The sequence below is a fragment of the Helicobacter sp. genome (assembly GCF_029067145.1).
Lineage (GTDB): Bacteria > Campylobacterota > Campylobacteria > Campylobacterales > Helicobacteraceae > Helicobacter_D.
This window is the reverse complement of the sequence record NZ_JAIEFA010000036.1, coordinates 41,841-60,527: the sequence shown is the minus strand read 5'-3', so window position 1 is coordinate 60,527 and position 18,687 is coordinate 41,841. Positions and strand designations below refer to the sequence as shown.

Here is an 18,687-nt window from a genome sequence, read left to right as displayed (position 1 = left end):
AGATGAGTAAAAGAGAAAGGATTAACACCCTATGGCAAATCATAAATCTGCGCAAAAACGTATTCGTCAAACAAAAACACGCACCGAACGCAATCGTTACTATAAAACAAGAATTAAAAATATGACAAGAGATTTAAGTGAAGCAATTACTGCAAAAGACCTGAACAAAGCTCAAGAGGTATTTAAGCAAATCAATAAAAACTTCCACAGCTATGTTAGCAAAGGAATCTTGACAAAAAACACCGCCGCTAGAAAAATTAGTCGTCTCAACGCTTCAGTAAAAAAACTTGCTTTAGCAAACGCTTAATTTTGCGTTTGCGATTTTGTTTTTTCGTGTATGCAAGCAAATTCACTGCAATTTAGTCTTTAAGTTTCCTATATGTTAGCTTCCAAACTTCAGCCCTTTATCAAGCATTATGATGAGATTAACAAGCTCCTGACTGACCCAGAGATTTTAAAAGATATTAAACGCATTGCAGAACTTAGCAAAGAACAAAGCGATTTAGAAGAGTTGGTACAAAAATCGCGTCTATATCTTAAGAATCTCCAAAGTATTGAAGAGAATAAATTGTTATTAGACGACAAGGATTTAGGAGATTTGGCAAAAGAAGAAATCAAAGAAGCAGAATTGCAAAATGAGGCTTTAGAATCGGAAATTAAGATTCTTTTGCTCCCAAAAGACCCAAATGACGATAAAAACATTTATTTGGAATTGCGTGCTGGTACAGGTGGAGATGAAGCGGGAATTTTCGTAGGCGATTTATTCCGCACTTATGTGCGTTATGCAGAATTAAAATCGTGGAAAGTAGAGATTATTAGCTCTAGCGAGAATAATTTTGGTGGCTATAAGGAGGTGATTGCCCTTATAAAAGGTAAGGGGGCATATTCAAGGCTTAAATACGAAGGTGGCACGCATCGTGTGCAACGCGTGCCAGAAACAGAATCGCAAGGGCGCATTCACACTTCGGCAATCACGGTGGCGATTATGCCAGAAGTAGATGATGTGGAAGTTACGATTAATCCCAATGACTTACGGATTGAGGTGTTTCGTGCAGGAGGACACGGGGGACAATGCGTCAATACTACGGATTCCGCGGTAAGAATTACGCATATTCCGACAGGTATTAGTGTGTCTATGCAAGACGAAAAGTCCCAACACAAAAACAAAGACAAAGCCTTGAAAATTTTAAAAGCTAGAATCTATGAAGCGCAATTAGAAGCACAAATGGAGCAAAATGCGCAAGAGCGAAAATCGCAAGTAGGAAGTGGCGACAGAAGTGAGCGCATAAGAACTTACAATTATCCGCAGAATCGCTTGACAGACCATCGCGTGGGTTTGACATTGTATAGCTTAGAAGAGATTATGTTAAGTGGCAATTTGGATATGGTGATTGACCCTATTGTGGCATATTTTCAAGCAGAAGCTTTGCAAAATAGCGGAATCGCTTAAGCATAATTTGCTTAAGTAATAAAGCGGGTAAGAGTTGTAAAAGCTTAATTTAAGTTTTATTTTACTTAAAAAAGATATAATTATGCTTCTTTTTTACAAGGACAGATGGGTGAGTTGGCTGAAACCACATCCCTGCTAAGGATGCGTAGTCGCAAGATTACCGAGAGTTCGAATCTCTCTCTGTCCGCCACTTGAATTTCCACAGCAAAAATAATAAATAATTTTAATCCTAATTAGCTAGAAAATTTAATAATCTTTTAACTCTATATTTTACATAATCTCGCAAGGACGCGGGCATTATAAGATACTTTGGTTTCCTATAAGAACAGAACGCAGAATCGCAAAGGGTATAGTAGGGATTTTTGCTTTCTTAGCTTATCGTATCAATTTGCACATTGCCACTATAAATTGCGTGGCTAAATTCCCTTAAAATGCGTTGTGTTTTGGCTTCTGTATTTTTGCGCAAAATATCATTATAGTTGCTCGTAAGATTCTTAGTATAATTTTTAGTATAAAGCCCTTGTAGGTGGTTTAAATTGTCTTGAAATTCTTTTGCAACTTCTTGCCAACCATCTTGTGTGATACCCAAAAATCCGAGTTCTTCTTCTTTTTTCTTTGGATTGGAATCTTGGGATTCTTTTTCGCGTTGCTCCACACGCTCTACGCTTGCGCTTAGATTGCCAGCTCTTGTGAGCATTTGCGCGACAGAAATTTTTTCATTGGGCGACATACCCGCAGTTACTCTTTCAAAAGCTTGATATTGTTCATCACTCATAAGCTCCAAACTAATCATACCATAGGTGATTCTCTCACTGCTAAAGCTCTCTTGATTTTGTTGCTGTAAGTCCTTGTTCTGCGCTTTGTTTGTGGATTGCACATTTTCATTTAAAAGACGATTCGCTTCATTATAAATTCCACCTAGAGAGTTTAAGTTTTGATTGATAACCATTGTGAAACAAAATCCTTTCTTTAAAATCAAAGTTTGAAATATTGTCAAAATTGAAAATTTTAAAGCAAAAAGGATTCCAACTTTTTACATTGTTGTGAAATTGCGGGAGAAAAATTTGCAAAATTTTATATAAATTCCATAAAATCTTGCTAGGCTTTAAGCAAAAATAAAATATAATTTCAGAAATTTTTAATATTAAAAATTTCTCAAGACTAAGGCTCATTTGTTTATGAAATATTTAAAACTTCTCAAATATTTGGTTGTATTCTCTTTTTTTGTTACTTTTTCTTTAGCTTCTCCTTTTGGCAACAAAATCATTGTCCCAATTATTGCACTTGATGAGGATTCTGCACATTATGCGTATGTGCCAGCATTCGATTTAAAGGTTGGGGAAAGCGGAGAGATTATTCGTTGGTTTGATAGAGAGCATTCTGGAATCGTGGCAAAAGCCGCAGTAATAGAGATTCAAGACAATCGGGCAAAGATAGCTTTTGAGCCTTTTGTGGGATTGGAGCAAAGTGCCTTTCCAACACCTGCTTTAACGCCACAAAAGAATGATGAAGTAATTTTTCGCAGTTTCAACGATCGCGCATTTTTAATTGCGCCAACACAAGATATTTATGAAAAAATTAAAGCCGCCTATCCAGAGATTACTTGGTTGCACCCTGATTTGTTTGCGGCTTATTTAATGGATGTAGGACATACTGCGCCTGTGAGGGGAGATTTTCGCAAAATCTGCACGCAATATGCGGCGGGAATTATATATATGGTGAATCTCAATGAGGGGCAAGCGTTGGATTGTCAGACTTTTCGTATGATTAAAAAGGACTACATTACAGGACGTGCACCAGTGGAGGAGCGTATGTTGCCATTTTTCTCGCGCATTGGAAGAGGCAATCAAGAATGGTTTTCTTATCTTTTTAATGATATTAAAACGCAAGACTATTATGTATATTTTGACGCTTTAGTTAAGGGTGAGATTCGCGATGAAGACGCAACATTTTTTGGAAGAATTACAAATTATTTTCTTGATGGTATAAAAGATATTTTTTAAGGATTGATGATGACAGAACAAAATATCAAAGACTTAAAAACCATTGTAGGTGAGGGTGAATGCTTTAGTGATAAAGCGCATTTGAGTGCTTATTGCTATGATGCAACAAAAGAGAGAAAGTATCCCGAATGCGTTGTTTTTCCGCATAATGAAGAGGAAGTTAGCCGTGTGCTAAAATATTGCAATGAACATTTAATACCGATTATTCCACGAGGTGCTGGAAGTGGATTTACAGGTGGAGCGCTTGCAGTGCAGGGCGGAGTGATTTTGGCACTAGAGAAACATATGAATCAAATTTTAGAGATTGATATGGAAAATATGGTAGCACGCGTGCAACCCGGTGTGGTAAATATGCAATTGCAAAAAGCAGTGGAAGCAGTTGGATTGTTTTATCCGCCAGATCCCGCAAGTGAGCATTATTCTACTTTGGGGGGAAATGTCAGTGAAAATGCAGGAGGAATGCGTGCAGCAAAATATGGAATCACAAAAGACTTTGTGATGGCATTGCGCGCAGTGTTGCCAAATGGGGATATTATCCGAGCGGGCAAAAAGACAATCAAAGATGTTGCGGGCTACAATGTTGCAGGGATTCTTATTGCGAGTGAGGGAACATTGGCTGTCGTTACAGAAATTACTTTAAAGTTGCTTAGTAAGCCAAAATATAAACAAAGTGCAATGGGGGTTTTTCCAAGTATTCAATCTGCGATGAATGCGGTGTATAAAACAATGGCAAGTGGAATCTCGCCTGTGGCAATGGAGTTTTTGGATAATCTTAGCATTAGGGCGGTAGAGGAGAAATTCCACAAAGGTTTGCCAAAAGAAGCAGGGGCGATTTTGATTACTGAAGTAGATGGAAATTTGCCCGAAGAGATTGATTATCAAATCCGCAAAATAGAGGAAAAATTCTTTGAAAATGGAGCGAGTGAGTTTGTGAAAGCAAACAATGAGCAAGAAGCAGCAGATTTGTGGTTTGCTCGTAAGAATGCAAGTCCAAGTATTACGATTTATGGAAGCAAGAAATTAAATGAAGATATTACGGTTCCGCGCTCTAAGCTCCCTGAATTATTAGAAAGAATCGCAGAGGTTTCCAAAAAATACGATGTTGTGATTCCTTGTTTTGGGCATACAGGAGATGGAAATGTGCATACAAATGTAATGGTAGATGGAAGTAAATTAGAGGAGTTAGAAAGGGGACACAAAGCAATTGAAGAGATTTTTAAAATCGCGGTGGAGCTTGGAGGCACTCTAAGCGGGGAACACGGCATTGGAATCTCAAAAGCACCTTTTATGCATCTTGCTTTTTCGGAGGAGGAAATGAATCTCTTTCGTGCGATTAAAAAAGCCTTTGACCCTAACAATATTTTAAATCCGGGTAAAATGGCATTATAATCAAATGAAAATTATGTTAAAATTTAATTTTAGTTTTAAGGATTTTGAATGATTTATGATGTGCAAAAAATTCGTGAGATTCTACCGCATCGCTATCCTTTGTTACTCGTAGATAGGATTGTTTCTATGACGCCTAATGAAAAGATTGAAGCGTATAAAAATATTACAATCAATGAAGAAATTTTTAATGGGCATTTTCCTACACAACCTATTTATCCGGGTGTTTATATCATTGAGGGAATGGCGCAAGCAGGCGGCGTGTTGGCATTTGTGAGTATGTTTGGAGATAATGCGCAAAATACAGGCGATAAAATTGTTTATTTTATGAGCATTGATAAGGCAAAGTTTAGAAATCCCGTAATTCCGGGCGATAAATTAACTTATAAATTAGAAGTTTTGAAGCATAAAGGTGGAATCTGGGTATTGCAAGGCTATGCCTATGTAGAAGAAAAATTAGTCGCTGAAGCGGAGTTAAAAGCAATGGTAGTAGATAACGCAGAGAAAAAGGCATAAAAGTGAGTGTAGCAAAATCAGCAAAAATTGCGCAAACCGCTATCATTGAAGAGGGTGCGATCATTGGTGAAAATGCAGAAATTGGGCATTATTGTGTGATTGGCAAAGATGTGAAAATTGGAAAAGGTTGTAAGCTGTATAACCATGTAACGATTCTTGGCAACACAACTTTAGGGGAAGGAAATGAGATTTTTCCAAATGCGACTTTGGGCACAAAACCGCAGGATTTGAAATATCGCGATGAACCTAATGAGTTAATTTTTGGCGATTTTAACAAAATCCGAGAATTTACGATGATAAATCCGGGCACAGAGGGCGGTGGAGGCAAAACAATCATTGGTAGTAATAATTTGTTAATGGCGTATGTGCATATTGCGCACGATTGTATTGTTGGGGATTCTTGCATTTTGGCAAATGGCGCAACACTTGGTGGGCATATCGTGTTGGGTAGTCATATTAATGTAGGTGGTTTAACACCGATTCATCAGTTTGTAAAGGTGGGAGATTATGCAATGATTGCAGGAGCGAGTGCGCTTTCACAAGATATTCCTCCTTTTTGTATGGCAGAGGGGAATCGCGCGGTCATAAGAGGGCTAAATCTGCATCGTTTGCGCAAACATTTTGAACACCACGAAGTAGATAAAATTCACAATGCCTATAAACGTCTTTTTTTTGGTAATGCACCAATTAAAGAAATCGCACAAGAAATTCTTGACGAGGGCGTAAAAGACACAAATGTCAAAAAAATGTGTGAATTTATTATTCAATCCACAAGGGGAATCCCTTTTACAAGGAAAACTAATGAGTGAAAAAGTTTGTGATTTTTGCAAGTCTAAAGAATCTCACAAAAATCCATTGATTGCTGGAAATAATGTTTGCATTTGCAAAAATTGCATCATTGCTTCTTATAGTTTGCTTGTCGGGGGTGAGCAACACTTTGAGGAAGAGTCGGAATCTCTTGAGCAAGAGCTAAATATCGTGCCTCCCAAAGAATTAAAAGCAGTTTTAGATGAGTATGTTATCGGTCAGGAGAAAGCCAAAAAGGTTTTTAGCGTCGCAGTTTATAATCATTACAAACGTGTATTGCAAACTAAAGGGCAATCAGAGGAGGACGATACAGAGATTGCAAAATCTAATATTTTGCTAATTGGTCCCACCGGAAGTGGTAAAACGTTAATGGCGCAGACATTAGCAAAATTTTTAAATATTCCTATTGCAATTTGTGATGCAACAAGTTTAACAGAAGCGGGCTATGTGGGCGAAGATGTGGAAAATATTTTAACGCGTTTGCTACAAGAGGCTGATGGCGATGCGCAAAGGGCGCAAAGAGGAATCGTATTTATTGATGAGATTGATAAAATTTCAAGGCTTTCAGAGAATCGTTCCATCACGCGAGATGTATCAGGGGAGGGAGTGCAGCAGGCATTGTTGAAAATTATAGAAGGTAGCGTTGTGAATGTTCCACCAAAAGGTGGCAGAAAGCACCCCAATCAAGAATTTATCCAAATTGATACTAAAGATATTTTGTTTATCTGCGGAGGTGCTTTTGATGGGTTAAAAGACATTATTGAACGGAGAATTGGCGGAAATAGCTTAGGATTCCACCATAAAGCAAACGAAAAAAATGCGCAAGAAAATGTTTTAGAGCAAGTAGAGCCAGATGATTTGGTGAGTTTTGGGCTGATTCCAGAATTAATCGGGCGTTTGCATTTGTTTGCGACTTTGGAGGAAATCACCAAAGAAGCAATGATAGAGATTCTACAAAAGCCAAAGAACGCATTGACAAAGCAATACAAAAAACTTTTTGCTTTTGATGGAGTGGCTTTGACTTTTAAAAACGAAGCATTAGAAGAGATTGCGAATCTTGCGATTGCGCGTAAAACAGGGGCAAGAGGGTTGCGTTCAATTATGGAAGAAATTATGCTAGATATTATGTATGAGCTACCAGAATTGAAAGGTTATGAAGTGATTATCACTAAAGAGGCGGTTTTAAAACTTGCAAAACCAATGCTAGTAAAGCAGAAAAAAGCAAGCAAAAAAAGTGCTTAAATCCATTATAAAGAGAGAAGGATATGTTATTAGATAGAGTTATTGGGTTGTTTTCACACGATATTTCAATTGATCTTGGGACGGCAAATACGATTGTTTTGGTAAAAGGGCAAGGTGTTATTATTAATGAACCCTCTGTTGTCGCTGTGCATAATGATAGGCACGGCAGGAATAAAATCCTCGCCGTAGGACACGAAGCAAAAGAAATGGTAGGTAAAACACCCGGAAGCATTTTGGCGGTGCGTCCGATGAAAGACGGCGTGATTGCGGACTTTGATATGACAGAAAAGATGATTCGTTATTTTATTGAAAAAGCACACAGAAGAAAAGCATTAATGCGTCCGAGAATTATTGTCTGCGTGCCTTATGGCTTGACAGGAGTAGAACGCAAGGCAGTTAAAGAATCTGCAATTAGCGCAGGAGCTAGGGAAGTCTTTTTGATTGAAGAGCCAATGGCAGCGGCGATTGGTGCAGGTTTGCCGGTTAAAGAACCTAAAGGAAGCCTAGTCGTAGATATTGGAGGAGGGACTACGGAAATCGGTGTGATTTCTCTAGGTGGGCTTGTGATTTCCAAATCTTTACGCGTTGCAGGAGACAAATTAGATTTGGCGGTTGTGGATTATGTGCGTCGCAAATATAGTTTGTTGATTGGGGAGAGAACAGGAGAGGAAATTAAAATCCAAATTGGTTCTGCTGTAAGTCTTGAGGAGCCACTTGTAATGCAAGTAAAAGGGCGCGACCAAGTGAGTGGATTGCTCAATACGATTGAATTAACAAGTGAAGATGTCCGTGAAGCGATGAAAGAACCGCTAAAAGAGATTTCAAATGCCCTCAAAGATGTATTGGAGCAAATGCCACCAGATTTGGCAGGAGATATTGTTGAAAATGGAATCGTCTTAACAGGCGGTGGAGCATTGATTCGTGGGCTTGATAAGTATCTTTCAGATGTCGTAAAACTTCCTGTATATGTGGGTGATGAGCCTTTGTTATGCGTGGCAAAAGGCACAGGAAAGGCGCTAGAAGAGATTGATGTTTTACAGCAATCTTCTTACGAGTAAGATTTTTTTAAGATACAATAATATAGAAAAGAGATGAAAAAAGTTTTTCTTTGGACGATTTTTTTATTCATTGCATTGTTTATTTCAATGAAAATTTCTACCGAAGTGCAAAATAGGATATTGTCTTTAAGTGATAGCATCAAGATAGGGATTTTTAACTTCAATAGCAATATATTAAAGGCAATTCAACGTCATTTTCATCAAGCAGAACAAATCAAACAGCTTTCGGATTCTTTGAGAGATAAACAGCAAATAGAATATTTGCTTGAAGCTCTAAAGATTGAATATAATGATTTGTTAGACTCTATTAATTCTCCTTTGCGTTTAAATATGCCAGAACTCGTATTTGTGCGTATGATTTCATTTGTACGTATGAATGATTATAAAAAAATATGGCTAGAATACAAAACTAATAAAACTTATCAGAATGGAACGATTTTTGGATTAATTAATGATAACAAGGTTGCGGGAATTGCGATTCTGCAAAATCGGCGTTTGGAAGGCTTTTTGAATGGAGATGAGAAATGCAATTATAGCGTTGTAGTAGGTGATAGAAAATCACAAGGAATCGCAAAATATGATATTAATAAAGGTTTTATTGTAGATTATATTCCTCTATATCCTAAAATTGAAGTTGGCGAGATTGTGCGAACAAGTGGCAATGACAATATTTTTTATCCCGGAATTTTAGTGGGTGTTGTAGAATCCATTGAGTTGCGACAGGGTTATCAGATTGCTAAGGTCAAGCCTGCTTTGGACGAAGCCACAAGATTTTATTGGCTTGTTGATGTAAATATTCCCCCTCTTGTTACTAGTGCAGAGAGCAATGCCACAGAATCCCAAGAAATGTCAGAGGAGGGTTTGGACATATCTAATCTAGCGATTCCACATTAATATTCTTCGTTAAACTTCATAAATCAGTAGTCGATTGGTTTTCCACTATTTTCGTAAAAATTGATTGTTTTAGAATCTCAGATGATAAAAGAGGAATGAAATTTGCTTCTTATTTGATAGATTAAATAAGGAGTTAAAAATGGAATTTCTTGATGAGGGACTTAGCTTTTGTAGTTTTTTTGAAGTGGTAGAACTAGAGGCGAACAAATCCACAAACCAAAGTAAAAGCGAGAATAAAAGCGGAGGTGCAATCCATCTAAACAGCACAGAACAGAATGAAAGATTGATGATTTTGTATTCCAAAGCTCAAGCTGCAAACTCAGCAAAATAGTAAAATTAACAGGGCTATTGCGGATTTGCTTGGTGGCTTTGCACACAAGGACACGATGGTTTGCTTGTCAAATCGCTTGCGATTCGTGGCAATCTATAATTTTGGATTACTTTAAGCCTGCGCCATTGCAAAAGGTGGAATCCTATTTCCTTTTTTCCTTAAACTTCTCATAATGATACAAAAATAATCATTCTTGATAATTTTGATACAAAATTCTCACAATACACTTAAAAGATTGTAATTTGTTGTTATAATATAAGCTCAAAACTTAATATTTGGAGTTTGTATTATGATAAAAATCACTGAAAATAGCCTAAGAGATGGACATCAATCCTTGCTTGCAACGCGTATGCGCACGGAAGATATGATAGAAGCGGCGCAAGCTTTTGAACAAGTGGGATTTTATAGTGTAGAAGTGTGGGGTGGAGCGACTTACGATGCCTGTTTGCGATATTTAAAAGAAGATCCTTTTGAGCGATTAGCAATCTTTAAAGAAATTTTCAAAAAAACTCCAATCCAAATGCTTTTGCGCGGACAGAATCTCATCGGTTATCGTCATTATGCTGATGATGTAGTGCGCGAATTTGTGCGACTTTCTGCTCAAAATGGAGTAGATATTTTTAGAATCTTTGACGCATTAAATGACATTCGGAATTTAGAGGTTTCTATTGATGAGGTTAAAAAGCAAGGCAAACACGCACAAGGAGCGATTTGCTATACCACTTCGCCCGTGCATACGATTCAAAGCTTTGTAGAATATGGCAAGGAATTGGCAAAACGCGGTTGCGATTCTTTGGCAATCAAAGATATGGCAGGTTTGATTACGCCCAATGCTACCTTTGAGCTTGTCAAAGCACTCAAAAGCGAGATTGGTTTGCCTTTGGCTTTGCATACACATTCCACCGCTGGATTCGCCTTTGGCTCACATTTAAAAGCCATTGAAGCGGGGGTGGATAGCTTGGATTGTTCTAACTCCGCGCTAGCAGAGGGCACAAGCCATCCTTGCACGCAATCCATTGTGGCGACATTGCAAGGCACGCAGTGGGATACAAAATTAGATTTAGAAATTATGGAAAAAGCCGCAGAGATTTTAAAGCGGAATCGCAGAAAATATAAAAAATTTGAATCTGAATACAATCAAATAGATACCCGTGTGCTTGTCAATCAGATTCCGGGCGGTATGATTTCTAATATGGCACATCAGCTCAAAGAGCAAAATGCGCTAGACAAAATGGACGAAGTCTTAGCAGAGATTCCCAATGTGCGTAAAGATTTTGGTTATCCTCCACTTGTTACTCCCTCTAGTCAGATTGTCGGCACACAAGCGGTGTTAAATGTCTTAGCGCAAACGCGTTATAAAACACTCACAACGGAATCTAAGAATATTATTAAAGGCTATTATGGCAAGACACCAGCTCCAATCGCAAAAGAATTAATAGAAAGAATCCAAGCAGAGGGAGAGGAAATCATCGCAGAGCGTCCAGCAGATAGGCTAGAGCCAGAGCTACAAAAGGCGCGTGAGGAATCTCAAGGCTTTGCCAAAAGCGAAACAGATGTGATTTCTTATGCGATTTTTGGTGGAATTGCAAAGCAATTTTTAAGCGAACGCAATGAAAATCGTCTAAGCCCAGAAGCTCTTACAACCTTTGAGGGCGCAAATGCTCCAATGGCAAAAGAATTTACCATTAATTTGCACGGAGAAACTTATCATATTAAAATTGAAGGAAGCGGGGCAAAAGATGAAAATGTGAGACCATTTTTTGTGCGCGTGAATGGAGACTTGAAAGAAGTGCTTGTAGAATCTAGCGAGAAAGATTCTAGCAAAGCCCCTAGCAAAAAATCCGATTCTTTACCCCAAGCAAGTCTGCCGGGGCATATTATTTCGCCAATGCCGGGAAATTTGACGAAACTTAAGGTGCAAGTGGGAGATAAAATCAAAGAGGGTGATGTGCTAGCAATCGTGGAAGCAATGAAAATGGAAAATCAAGTGCTAGCAACCATTGGTGGAGAAATTAAAGAAATTTATGCTAAAGAGGGGCAACAAATCAGCGCAAACCTTGCGATTATGCTTGTAGAATAATGAAAACTCTAAGTGTGAGTGAACTCAATGCGCAGATAAAAAGTCTGCTAGAGGCAACTTTCTTGCAAGTGAGCGTAAGCGGGGAGGTGAGTAACTTCACCCACCATTCTAGCGGGCATTTGTATTTCACATTAAAAGACAAAGATTCTAGCATTAAATGCGTAATGTTTCGCGGAAATGCTGTGCGTTTGCGATTCCAAATCCAAGAGGGAATGAGCCTAACATTACAAGGAGCAATTAGCGTTTATCCTCCGCACGGGGACTATCAGTTGAATTGTATTAGCGCATTGCCAAGCGGAATTGGCGAGCTTACATTGGCTTTTGAGCAGCTCAAAGAATCCTATAAAGCCAAAGGTTATTTTGAAAATAAAAAACCTTTGCCAAAGTTTCCCCAAAAAATCGCCTTACTGACTTCAAATACGGGTGCTGTTCTGCACGATATGTTGAAAGTCGCAGAAAAAAGATGGAATCTTGTAGAATTTATTGCAATCAATACGCTTGTGCAAGGCGAGGGGGCAAAAGAAAGTATTGCGAAAAATATTCAAATTGCGGACGAATTAGGAGTAGATTGTATCGTATTGGCGCGTGGTGGTGGGAGTTTGGAGGATTTGTGGGCTTTTAATGAGCCTTTAGTTATTGAAAGCATTTTCAATGCAAACACTCCCATTGTTTCGGCTATTGGGCACGAGCCAGACATCGTGCTAAGCGACTTTGTAGCGGATTTGCGCGCTCCCACTCCTTCGGCGGCAATGGAGATTTTGTTGCCAGACAAAAACGAATGGTTGATGAACCTAGACGCAATGCAAAACGCGCTTAGTGAGCGATTCTCAAGAATTTTGCAAGGGAAAGTAAATCAACTCCAAAAAAGTGCATTTTTGATAGAAAAAAATTTGCTTTTTAATAAAATAGAGCAGGCAAAACAGAATCTTAACAATCTTGATTTGTTTTTAGGGCAGAGGATTGCGCATAAGATTGCCTTGTGTGCGTTGAAATTGCAGAATCCAAGCTTCCAGATTCATTTAAAGATTCCGCAACTAATAGGCAAAAAATCTATGCAGTTAGAAAGGTTGAAGGCTGAACTTTGCGCAAAGAATCCTGAAAATTATCAGAAAAATGGCTATGCTTGCGTTTTGCGCAATGGCAAGAGGATTCAATGTTTGTCAGAGATTGCACCATATACCATTTTGGAATTGCAGGATAAGAGTGCGACGCTTCAAGTAGAAGTGAAACAGGTGTCCGTTGTAGGATTTTGTTGTGATTCTGAATAGAAGTGTTTTACTGCGTCTTTACGAGACTTCGCAAGGACGCGCACAAATCGTCATTGCGAGGCAGTGCGTAAGCACCACCTTAATAAAAGCGTTGTCTGGGTGGGGGATTTTAAGGGGGAGGGAGCGACTTCGCAATTTAAGCCCCTCCCTTAAGAGAATGTATCTTTAAATTTTGTATTTCATTTACAATTTCATTATAGAATCCTCTTTGTGCGGAATTATAGATTTGCGCTAAAGCGGGCAAACTGCTTTGCAGTGCGCCACGACTTGATAAATCAAGTTTCGCAATGACGACAAGCTAAAACTCCAAATATTCTGAAATATCCTTTTTGGAAGTTTTCCATTCCCCAATGTTTTTCCATTTGGCTAGATTGCAGAATCTGCAAAAGGGAATGGGTTTGGCTAAGAATTGCAGAATCTCATTATAATCTTTTGCCTTGTAAATATCTATGGAATCTAGCGGAGATAAGGGCAGGCTTTGATTGAAAGCGGAGTTGAAAATTTCAATGTTTGCAGCGATATTGCAAGGATAAAGTTTTCCATTTTTTAATTGCACGCAGTTGTTTGCCATTCCGCATTTTGTGAAGCTCTCTAGCGGATTACAATTTCCCTTTGGCTCTAGGACGAATTTCAAAGAAATCTTTTCTATCCGCGCATCGTTGAAAAATCGTAAGGGAATCCCATAGGTTTTGCATTTGGATTCTATGAGATTCCAATCTATTTTAATGGGATATTTTGTCGGGCGAATTTCTATGTTGTTTTCTTTGCAAGATTCCCAAAACTCCTTAGATTGTTTTTCAAGCAAGATTCCATTCGTAACAAGCCAAATAGCAGAGTTTAGAAAATACTTTCTGGTGATGGCAAAGAAATCTTTGCAATTTGGATTGAGCAAAGGTTCTCCTCCCATTAGGTGGAATCTCTCAATCAACCCATTTGTGATAAGGCTTAGTTGGCGAATGTCCTTTGTGAATTGCTCTAAAGAGGGAAACTCCTCCTTAGAAAGTTGCGAAAAATGCGAACAAGAGAAGCAGTTGAGATTACAATGCTCTGCTAAATGAATCTCTACAAGCTTCAAATAGGCTTGTGGGGTAAGTTTGATGAGTTTATTATGGGTTGCATTGTTTTGTAAGATGAGATTTTCATTTTGCTGCTCTAGTCTTTGAATCTGTGTTTTAGAATCTTGGATTATCTTTTCAAGATTTTGAAGTTTTTGCTCTGTTAAATGAAGTTTAGATTTTATCTTTTGGTGCTGTTTGGCGTTTTTAAAGAGTGAGAGAATCCAAAGCTTTTTATCGTGGATAAAGGATTCTAATTTATTTTGCCCCCCCCCCATTATTTTGTTTAGCATATTTTTCCTTTAAGGTGAAGTTTGGTTGAAATTTATAGTTTGATTTGAATAAATTTTTGGGTAAGTGGTACGCCCAAGAGGATTCGAACCTCTGACCTACGGCTTAGAAGGCCGTTGCTCTATCCAGCTGAGCTATGAGCGCACTTGGTACCAAAGGGGAGACTTGAACTCCCGACCTCCGGCTTATGAGACCAGCGCTCTAAACCAGCTGAGCTACCTTGGCATACCAAAAGCGGAAATAAAATTTTATCTTTTTTTCTTTAAAGGGGCATAAAACTTTAATGGATTTCGTTTTTATTTCGTAAAGCTATCAAAATAGCGCTCCATTCTTGGCAGAGTTTTTCAAGATTCCATTTTGCATTGGCGGGACTTGTGGAGGGTAAAGCAGTATGAGACAAAGAGGATATTACTTTAGAATCCTTAAAGGCTTTTTGGTAGATTTGTGCTGCTTTTTTGCCATTAAGAAAAATGTGTTGGATTTGTGTGTTTTGCATCAAGCTTTCTAGTGGTGCTATTTTGATGGGTTTTAGAGTGCTATCGCTTGAGTTTGTGATTTGACATTCTACACAAACATCATAGAGTGCGATTCTATGTGCTAACAAAAAGGCACATTTTTCCTCTTGCTTTTTGTTTTCTAGTTCGCATTTCAATAGATTTTCAAGCACTTTCCAAAAGCGATTGCGTGGATGAGAATAATAAAAATCTTGTTCCCTTGAAGCCACAGAGGGAAAAGAACCTAAAATTAAAATTTTGGAGTTAGAATCTTTGACTGGTTTAAAAGGGTGGTGTATGGATTCTAAAGTTTTGTTTTGGAGATATTGACTTTGCACAGAATCTTAACCTAAATCAAAATTGCTCATAGAGTAATTTTGCCGCCATTACAAAAGAAACAATGACAATTAAAGGCTTGATAATGCGGATTCCATAGGTAATTGCGGCGCGCGAACCTAGATTTGCGCCGATAAATTGTCCTAATGCCATTACGATTCCGACAACAAAAAGTATCTTTCCACCGAGCGCAAAAAAGACTAAAGAAGCAATATTGGTAGAAAAATTGTAAAACTTTGCTTGGGCTAGACTTTGTGTGAGCCCAAATCCACCCAATAGAATGAGTGCAAGCATCAGAAAAGAGCCCGTGCCCGGTCCAAAAAAGCCATCGTAAAAGCCAATGCAGGCAAAGACTAAAACTAAGAATCCTTGATGAAAGGTTGTTGCTCTTTGTTCTTCAGTAATCTTGGGTGAAAATAAGAAATAAATACCAAAGATAAGGATTAAAAAAGGCAGAATCTTGGAGAGTGAATCTGTTTGGATAAACTGCACACTTATCGTGCCAAGTGCTGAAAATGCAAAGACAAGCAGAGCAAAAGGAAGTGAGCGTTTGAGATTCAAATAACCTTTCTTGTAGAAGTGGTAAGCCGCAGAAAAGCTACCAAAAGTAGATTGAAATTTGTTGGTCGCTAAGGCTTCAATGGGCGGGATTCCACTAAGCAGAAGCACTGGGATTGTAATCATTCCACCGCCTCCCGCAATAGAATCCACAAATCCCGCTACAAATGCCGCAACAAACAAAAAAAATAACATCAAGAAATTAAATTCAGATAATATTTCTTGCATTTGTAATCCTTAGCTATTTCTGGGCAATAAATGACTGACACAATGGTTAGTTGTTATCAGTCATTTGGAGAAAAATTAATCCATTTGTCGGCGTAAGAATGCAGGAATATCCAAATAATCGTCATTAGCAAATTCTCCACCACTGACTTTTTTCCTTGCAAGTGTAATGCTATCTTGTTGATTGATTTTTTGGCTCATATCTTTAGGATTTACAAGCTTTAATGTGGAGCTTTCTTCGTTTGGACTAACTTCTTGAGGATTGGAAGTAGATTGTGCTACATCGCGTTCAAATCCTGTGGCGACGATTGTAATTCTAACTTTATCACGTTCTAAACTTGAATCGGTAGTTGTCCCAAAGATAACCTCTGCTTCTGGGTCTGTATTGCCTTCTACGATTTCCATTGCATTAGAAATTTCAGCTAATGGATAATCAGGATTGAAATAGAAATGCACCAAAACACCTTTTGCACCATTAATGGACATATTGTCAAACAGAGGAGATTCAATCGCCATTTTAATTGCTTCTTTCGCAGCATCTGCGCCGCTAGATTCACCAATTCCCATAAGTGCCATACCTTTGTGGTGCATTACGGTTTTAACATCGGCAAAATCCACATTAATATCACCGGCGCTATGGGATAAAATCACCCCACTCATTCCATTTACAGCTCGCACAAGCACATCATCAACGATTCTAAAGCTATCTTTTAATCCAAGATTTTTATCTACAATAGAGAGGAGTTTTTCATTAGGAATTACAACAATAGAATCGCTTTCTGCTTTTAATTCGCGATAGCCTTCTTCGGCTAGTTTGGCGCGTTGTCTTCCTTCCCAGCGGAAAGGTTTAGTAACAATAGAAACGGTAAGTGCGCCTACTTCTTTTGCCGCTTTAGCAATCACAGGTGCTGCACCTGTCCCTGTTCCTCCACCAAGTCCAGCAGAAATAAAGACAATATCAGTATTTTCTAAGAATTGTTTTAGCTCCTCATAGCTCTCTAATGCTGCGTCTTTGCCTACTTGAGGTTTCATTCCCGCGCCTAAACCTTTTGTAAGTTTTGCTCCAAGTTGGATTCTAATGGGTGCGCTAGAGCTATTGATAGCTTGTGCATCTGTGTTTGCAACTGCCAATTCAATTCCTTCGTAGGTTCCTGTATTGATTAGATGCCCAATCATATTGCTACCGCCACCACCGACACCAATTACTTTAATATTTGCGCCGAATTTTGGGCTAACTTCTTGAACTTCTATCATTGCTTTATTCCTCCTAAATTAAATCAAAACATTTGGGTAAGTTTTTCCCACATCTGTCTTATGAAATTGTTATTTTTGGGTTGGATTTTCTTAATCTCTGTGATATTGCTTAAATCTTGTTTAATATCTGCCGCACTTTTTGGGACGCTATTGACGGGATTTGCAATACTTGATTGCTTATCTTGCAAAGGATTGATGAGATGAATGTTTTTTGATAATTGCTCTGTCTCTTCCCCTAGCTTTTCATTGAGATAGCGAATGCGTTTTTCCGAATCAATTTCATAGTTGGTATATTTGCCTGAAGCATAAAGAACCAGCCCAATTGCTGTGGAGCATTCTGGTCCCTTTAAGTCTGTAAATAAACCATCAATTTCTATTGGATTCGCAAGACGCACAGGCGCGTTAAAGAGTGCAGCCGCTAAATCACGGATTCCATCTAGTTGCACCATACCACCTGTAAGCACGATTCCACTTCCTAGTTGGTCTTTTAGGTTGCTATGCTCTAATGATTTAGCTAGAATCATTAGAGTTTCTTCTACGCGTGCATAGACAACATTATGCACCACTGCAAGTGAAACTTGATGTTTGTCATTGTCGCTACCGCCAATGCTTGGAATCTCAATTAGATTCTCTGTATCCTCTGAAGTTCTTGGAAAGCCACCATATTGAATCTTTACTTGTTCTGCAATAGATTGCGGCGTGTGCAATGCCATTGCCAAGTCATTCGTGATATGATTAGAACCTACACCTAAAAAGTCATTATAACGCAAGGAGTTTCCAACATGAATCATTAATTCACAAGTGCTCCCGCCCATATCTATGCAAGCAACTCCTAGATTTTTTTCATCTTCAGTTAAAACAGCAATAGACGAAGCATAAGAAGCAAGCACAATGTTTTCAATCTCTATTCCCGCAGTTTTGATGGCTTTTTTGAGATTCCCTAAGCTTAATTTTTGTGCGGTAATAATGCGCACAGAAACTTCTAGGCGACCACCACTCATTCCCATAGGGTCATCAATAAAATCTTGGTCGTCCAATTTAAAATTATAGGGCAAAATATGTACCACTTCGTATTCGTTTGGGATAGAGGCATTATAAAGCGCACTTTGAATTACGCGATTGATTTCTTTGATTCCAATTTCATTGTTTAGACAATTAAGCACTCCGGAACTATCTGTGCTTTTGGTGTAAGCACTAGAAATAGAGATAACAGCTTTATTAATATTTGTGCCTGCCACACGTTTTGCGTCATTTACGGCATCTTTAATGGCGCGACTCGCTTGTTCTATATTGGTAATTGAGCCTTTTTTAAGTCCTTGCGATTTATGAAATCCTGTGCCAATGATATGAGGAACTCCATCTTTGCAGTTTGCAATGATTGCACAGATTTTTGTTGAACCTATATCAATGCCTAAAAGTATTTGCTCCAAATCCTTGTC

General features: G+C 38.4%; 18 protein-coding genes and 3 tRNA genes. 13 read left to right on the top strand and 8 right to left on the bottom strand.

Annotated elements, in window-relative coordinates; translation table 11 throughout:
* The first annotated feature begins 31 nt into the window (after nucleotides 1-31).
* From rpsT to K2N75_RS04065, 3 genes are all read left to right on the top strand, one after another.
* Nucleotides 32-307 carry a 30S ribosomal protein S20 gene (gene rpsT, locus K2N75_RS04075; RefSeq protein ID WP_297679528.1) on the top strand — a complete coding sequence of 92 codons (276 nt, stop codon included), beginning with the start codon at nucleotides 32-34 and terminating at the stop codon, nucleotides 305-307.
* A gap of 72 nt (nucleotides 308-379) precedes the next feature.
* Nucleotides 380-1,450 (top strand): peptide chain release factor 1, encoded by a 1,071-nt coding sequence (gene prfA / locus K2N75_RS04070; protein ID WP_297679527.1) that lies wholly within the window; start codon nucleotides 380-382, stop codon nucleotides 1,448-1,450.
* 99 nt (nucleotides 1,451-1,549) lie between these two features.
* Nucleotides 1,550-1,640, top strand: a tRNA-Ser gene (locus tag K2N75_RS04065).
* A 180-nt stretch (nucleotides 1,641-1,820) separates the two neighbouring features.
* Here K2N75_RS04065 and K2N75_RS04060 read toward each other — a convergent pair.
* Nucleotides 1,821-2,399, bottom strand: a complete 579-nt coding sequence (locus K2N75_RS04060; protein ID WP_297679526.1) for a hypothetical protein — start codon at nucleotides 2,397-2,399, stop codon at nucleotides 1,821-1,823.
* Between the two features lie 229 nt (nucleotides 2,400-2,628).
* Between K2N75_RS04060 and K2N75_RS04055 the strand changes: the two genes are divergently transcribed.
* From K2N75_RS04055 to xseA, 10 genes are all read left to right on the top strand, one after another.
* Nucleotides 2,629-3,453 (top strand): plasminogen-binding N-terminal domain-containing protein, encoded by an 825-nt coding sequence (locus K2N75_RS04055; RefSeq protein ID WP_297679525.1) that lies wholly within the window; start codon nucleotides 2,629-2,631, stop codon nucleotides 3,451-3,453.
* A gap of 9 nt (nucleotides 3,454-3,462) precedes the next feature.
* Entirely contained in the window at nucleotides 3,463-4,842 is a 1,380-nt protein-coding gene (gene glcD / locus K2N75_RS04050; protein ID WP_297679524.1) for a glycolate oxidase subunit GlcD, read from the top strand.
* A gap of 48 nt (nucleotides 4,843-4,890) precedes the next feature.
* On the top strand, nucleotides 4,891-5,355 hold the full coding sequence (gene fabZ, locus K2N75_RS04045) for a 3-hydroxyacyl-ACP dehydratase FabZ (protein ID WP_297679523.1): 465 nt from the start codon (nucleotides 4,891-4,893) through the stop codon (nucleotides 5,353-5,355).
* Between the two features lie 2 nt (nucleotides 5,356-5,357).
* The gene (gene lpxA / locus K2N75_RS04040; RefSeq protein ID WP_297679522.1) at nucleotides 5,358-6,164 is read left to right on the top strand and encodes an acyl-ACP--UDP-N-acetylglucosamine O-acyltransferase; all 807 of its coding nucleotides are present in this window, start codon (nucleotides 5,358-5,360) and stop codon (nucleotides 6,162-6,164) included.
* Nucleotides 6,157-7,404 carry an ATP-dependent Clp protease ATP-binding subunit ClpX gene (clpX, locus tag K2N75_RS04035; RefSeq protein WP_297679521.1) on the top strand — a complete coding sequence of 416 codons (1,248 nt, stop codon included), beginning with the start codon at nucleotides 6,157-6,159 and terminating at the stop codon, nucleotides 7,402-7,404. Before lpxA ends, clpX begins: the two co-directional genes overlap by 8 nt.
* Before the next feature lie 23 nt (nucleotides 7,405-7,427).
* On the top strand, nucleotides 7,428-8,462 hold the full coding sequence (locus tag K2N75_RS04030; RefSeq protein WP_115551044.1) for a rod shape-determining protein: 1,035 nt from the start codon (nucleotides 7,428-7,430) through the stop codon (nucleotides 8,460-8,462).
* 33 nt (nucleotides 8,463-8,495) lie between these two features.
* Entirely contained in the window at nucleotides 8,496-9,356 is an 861-nt protein-coding gene (mreC, locus tag K2N75_RS04025) for a rod shape-determining protein MreC (RefSeq protein ID WP_297679520.1), read from the top strand.
* 139 nt (nucleotides 9,357-9,495) lie between these two features.
* Nucleotides 9,496-9,687, top strand: coding sequence for a hypothetical protein (locus tag K2N75_RS04020; RefSeq protein ID WP_297679519.1), 192 nt, complete (start codon nucleotides 9,496-9,498; stop codon nucleotides 9,685-9,687).
* A gap of 289 nt (nucleotides 9,688-9,976) precedes the next feature.
* Nucleotides 9,977-11,767: a sodium-extruding oxaloacetate decarboxylase subunit alpha gene (gene oadA / locus K2N75_RS04015; RefSeq protein WP_297679518.1), complete on the top strand. Its 1,791-nt coding sequence runs from the start codon at nucleotides 9,977-9,979 to the stop codon at nucleotides 11,765-11,767.
* Complete coding sequence (gene xseA, locus K2N75_RS04010; RefSeq protein ID WP_300120001.1) at nucleotides 11,767-13,035, top strand: exodeoxyribonuclease VII large subunit; 1,269 nt, start codon at nucleotides 11,767-11,769, stop codon at nucleotides 13,033-13,035. The genes oadA and xseA overlap by 1 nt, the downstream gene beginning before the upstream one ends.
* Nucleotides 13,036-13,333: 298 nt before the next feature.
* Here the strand turns inward: xseA and K2N75_RS04005 are convergent, their stop codons facing one another.
* From K2N75_RS04005 to ftsA, 7 genes are all read right to left on the bottom strand, one after another.
* Complete coding sequence (locus K2N75_RS04005; protein ID WP_297679516.1) at nucleotides 13,334-14,383, bottom strand: radical SAM protein; 1,050 nt, start codon at nucleotides 14,381-14,383, stop codon at nucleotides 13,334-13,336.
* 65 nt (nucleotides 14,384-14,448) lie between these two features.
* A tRNA-Arg gene (locus K2N75_RS04000) sits at nucleotides 14,449-14,525 on the bottom strand.
* 3 nt (nucleotides 14,526-14,528) lie between these two features.
* A tRNA-Met gene (locus tag K2N75_RS03995) sits at nucleotides 14,529-14,606 on the bottom strand.
* A 55-nt stretch (nucleotides 14,607-14,661) separates the two neighbouring features.
* Nucleotides 14,662-15,213, bottom strand: a complete 552-nt coding sequence (locus tag K2N75_RS03990; protein ID WP_297679515.1) for a DNA-deoxyinosine glycosylase — start codon at nucleotides 15,211-15,213, stop codon at nucleotides 14,662-14,664.
* A gap of 16 nt (nucleotides 15,214-15,229) precedes the next feature.
* Nucleotides 15,230-15,997 carry a TSUP family transporter gene (locus K2N75_RS03985; protein ID WP_297679514.1) on the bottom strand — a complete coding sequence of 256 codons (768 nt, stop codon included), beginning with the start codon at nucleotides 15,995-15,997 and terminating at the stop codon, nucleotides 15,230-15,232.
* Between the two features lie 75 nt (nucleotides 15,998-16,072).
* Entirely contained in the window at nucleotides 16,073-17,248 is a 1,176-nt protein-coding gene (gene ftsZ, locus K2N75_RS03980; RefSeq protein WP_297679513.1) for a cell division protein FtsZ, read from the bottom strand.
* Nucleotides 17,249-17,271: 23 nt separating this feature from the next.
* Entirely contained in the window at nucleotides 17,272-18,678 is a 1,407-nt protein-coding gene (ftsA, locus tag K2N75_RS03975; RefSeq protein WP_297679512.1) for a cell division protein FtsA, read from the bottom strand.
* Nucleotides 18,679-18,687 lie beyond the last annotated feature (9 nt).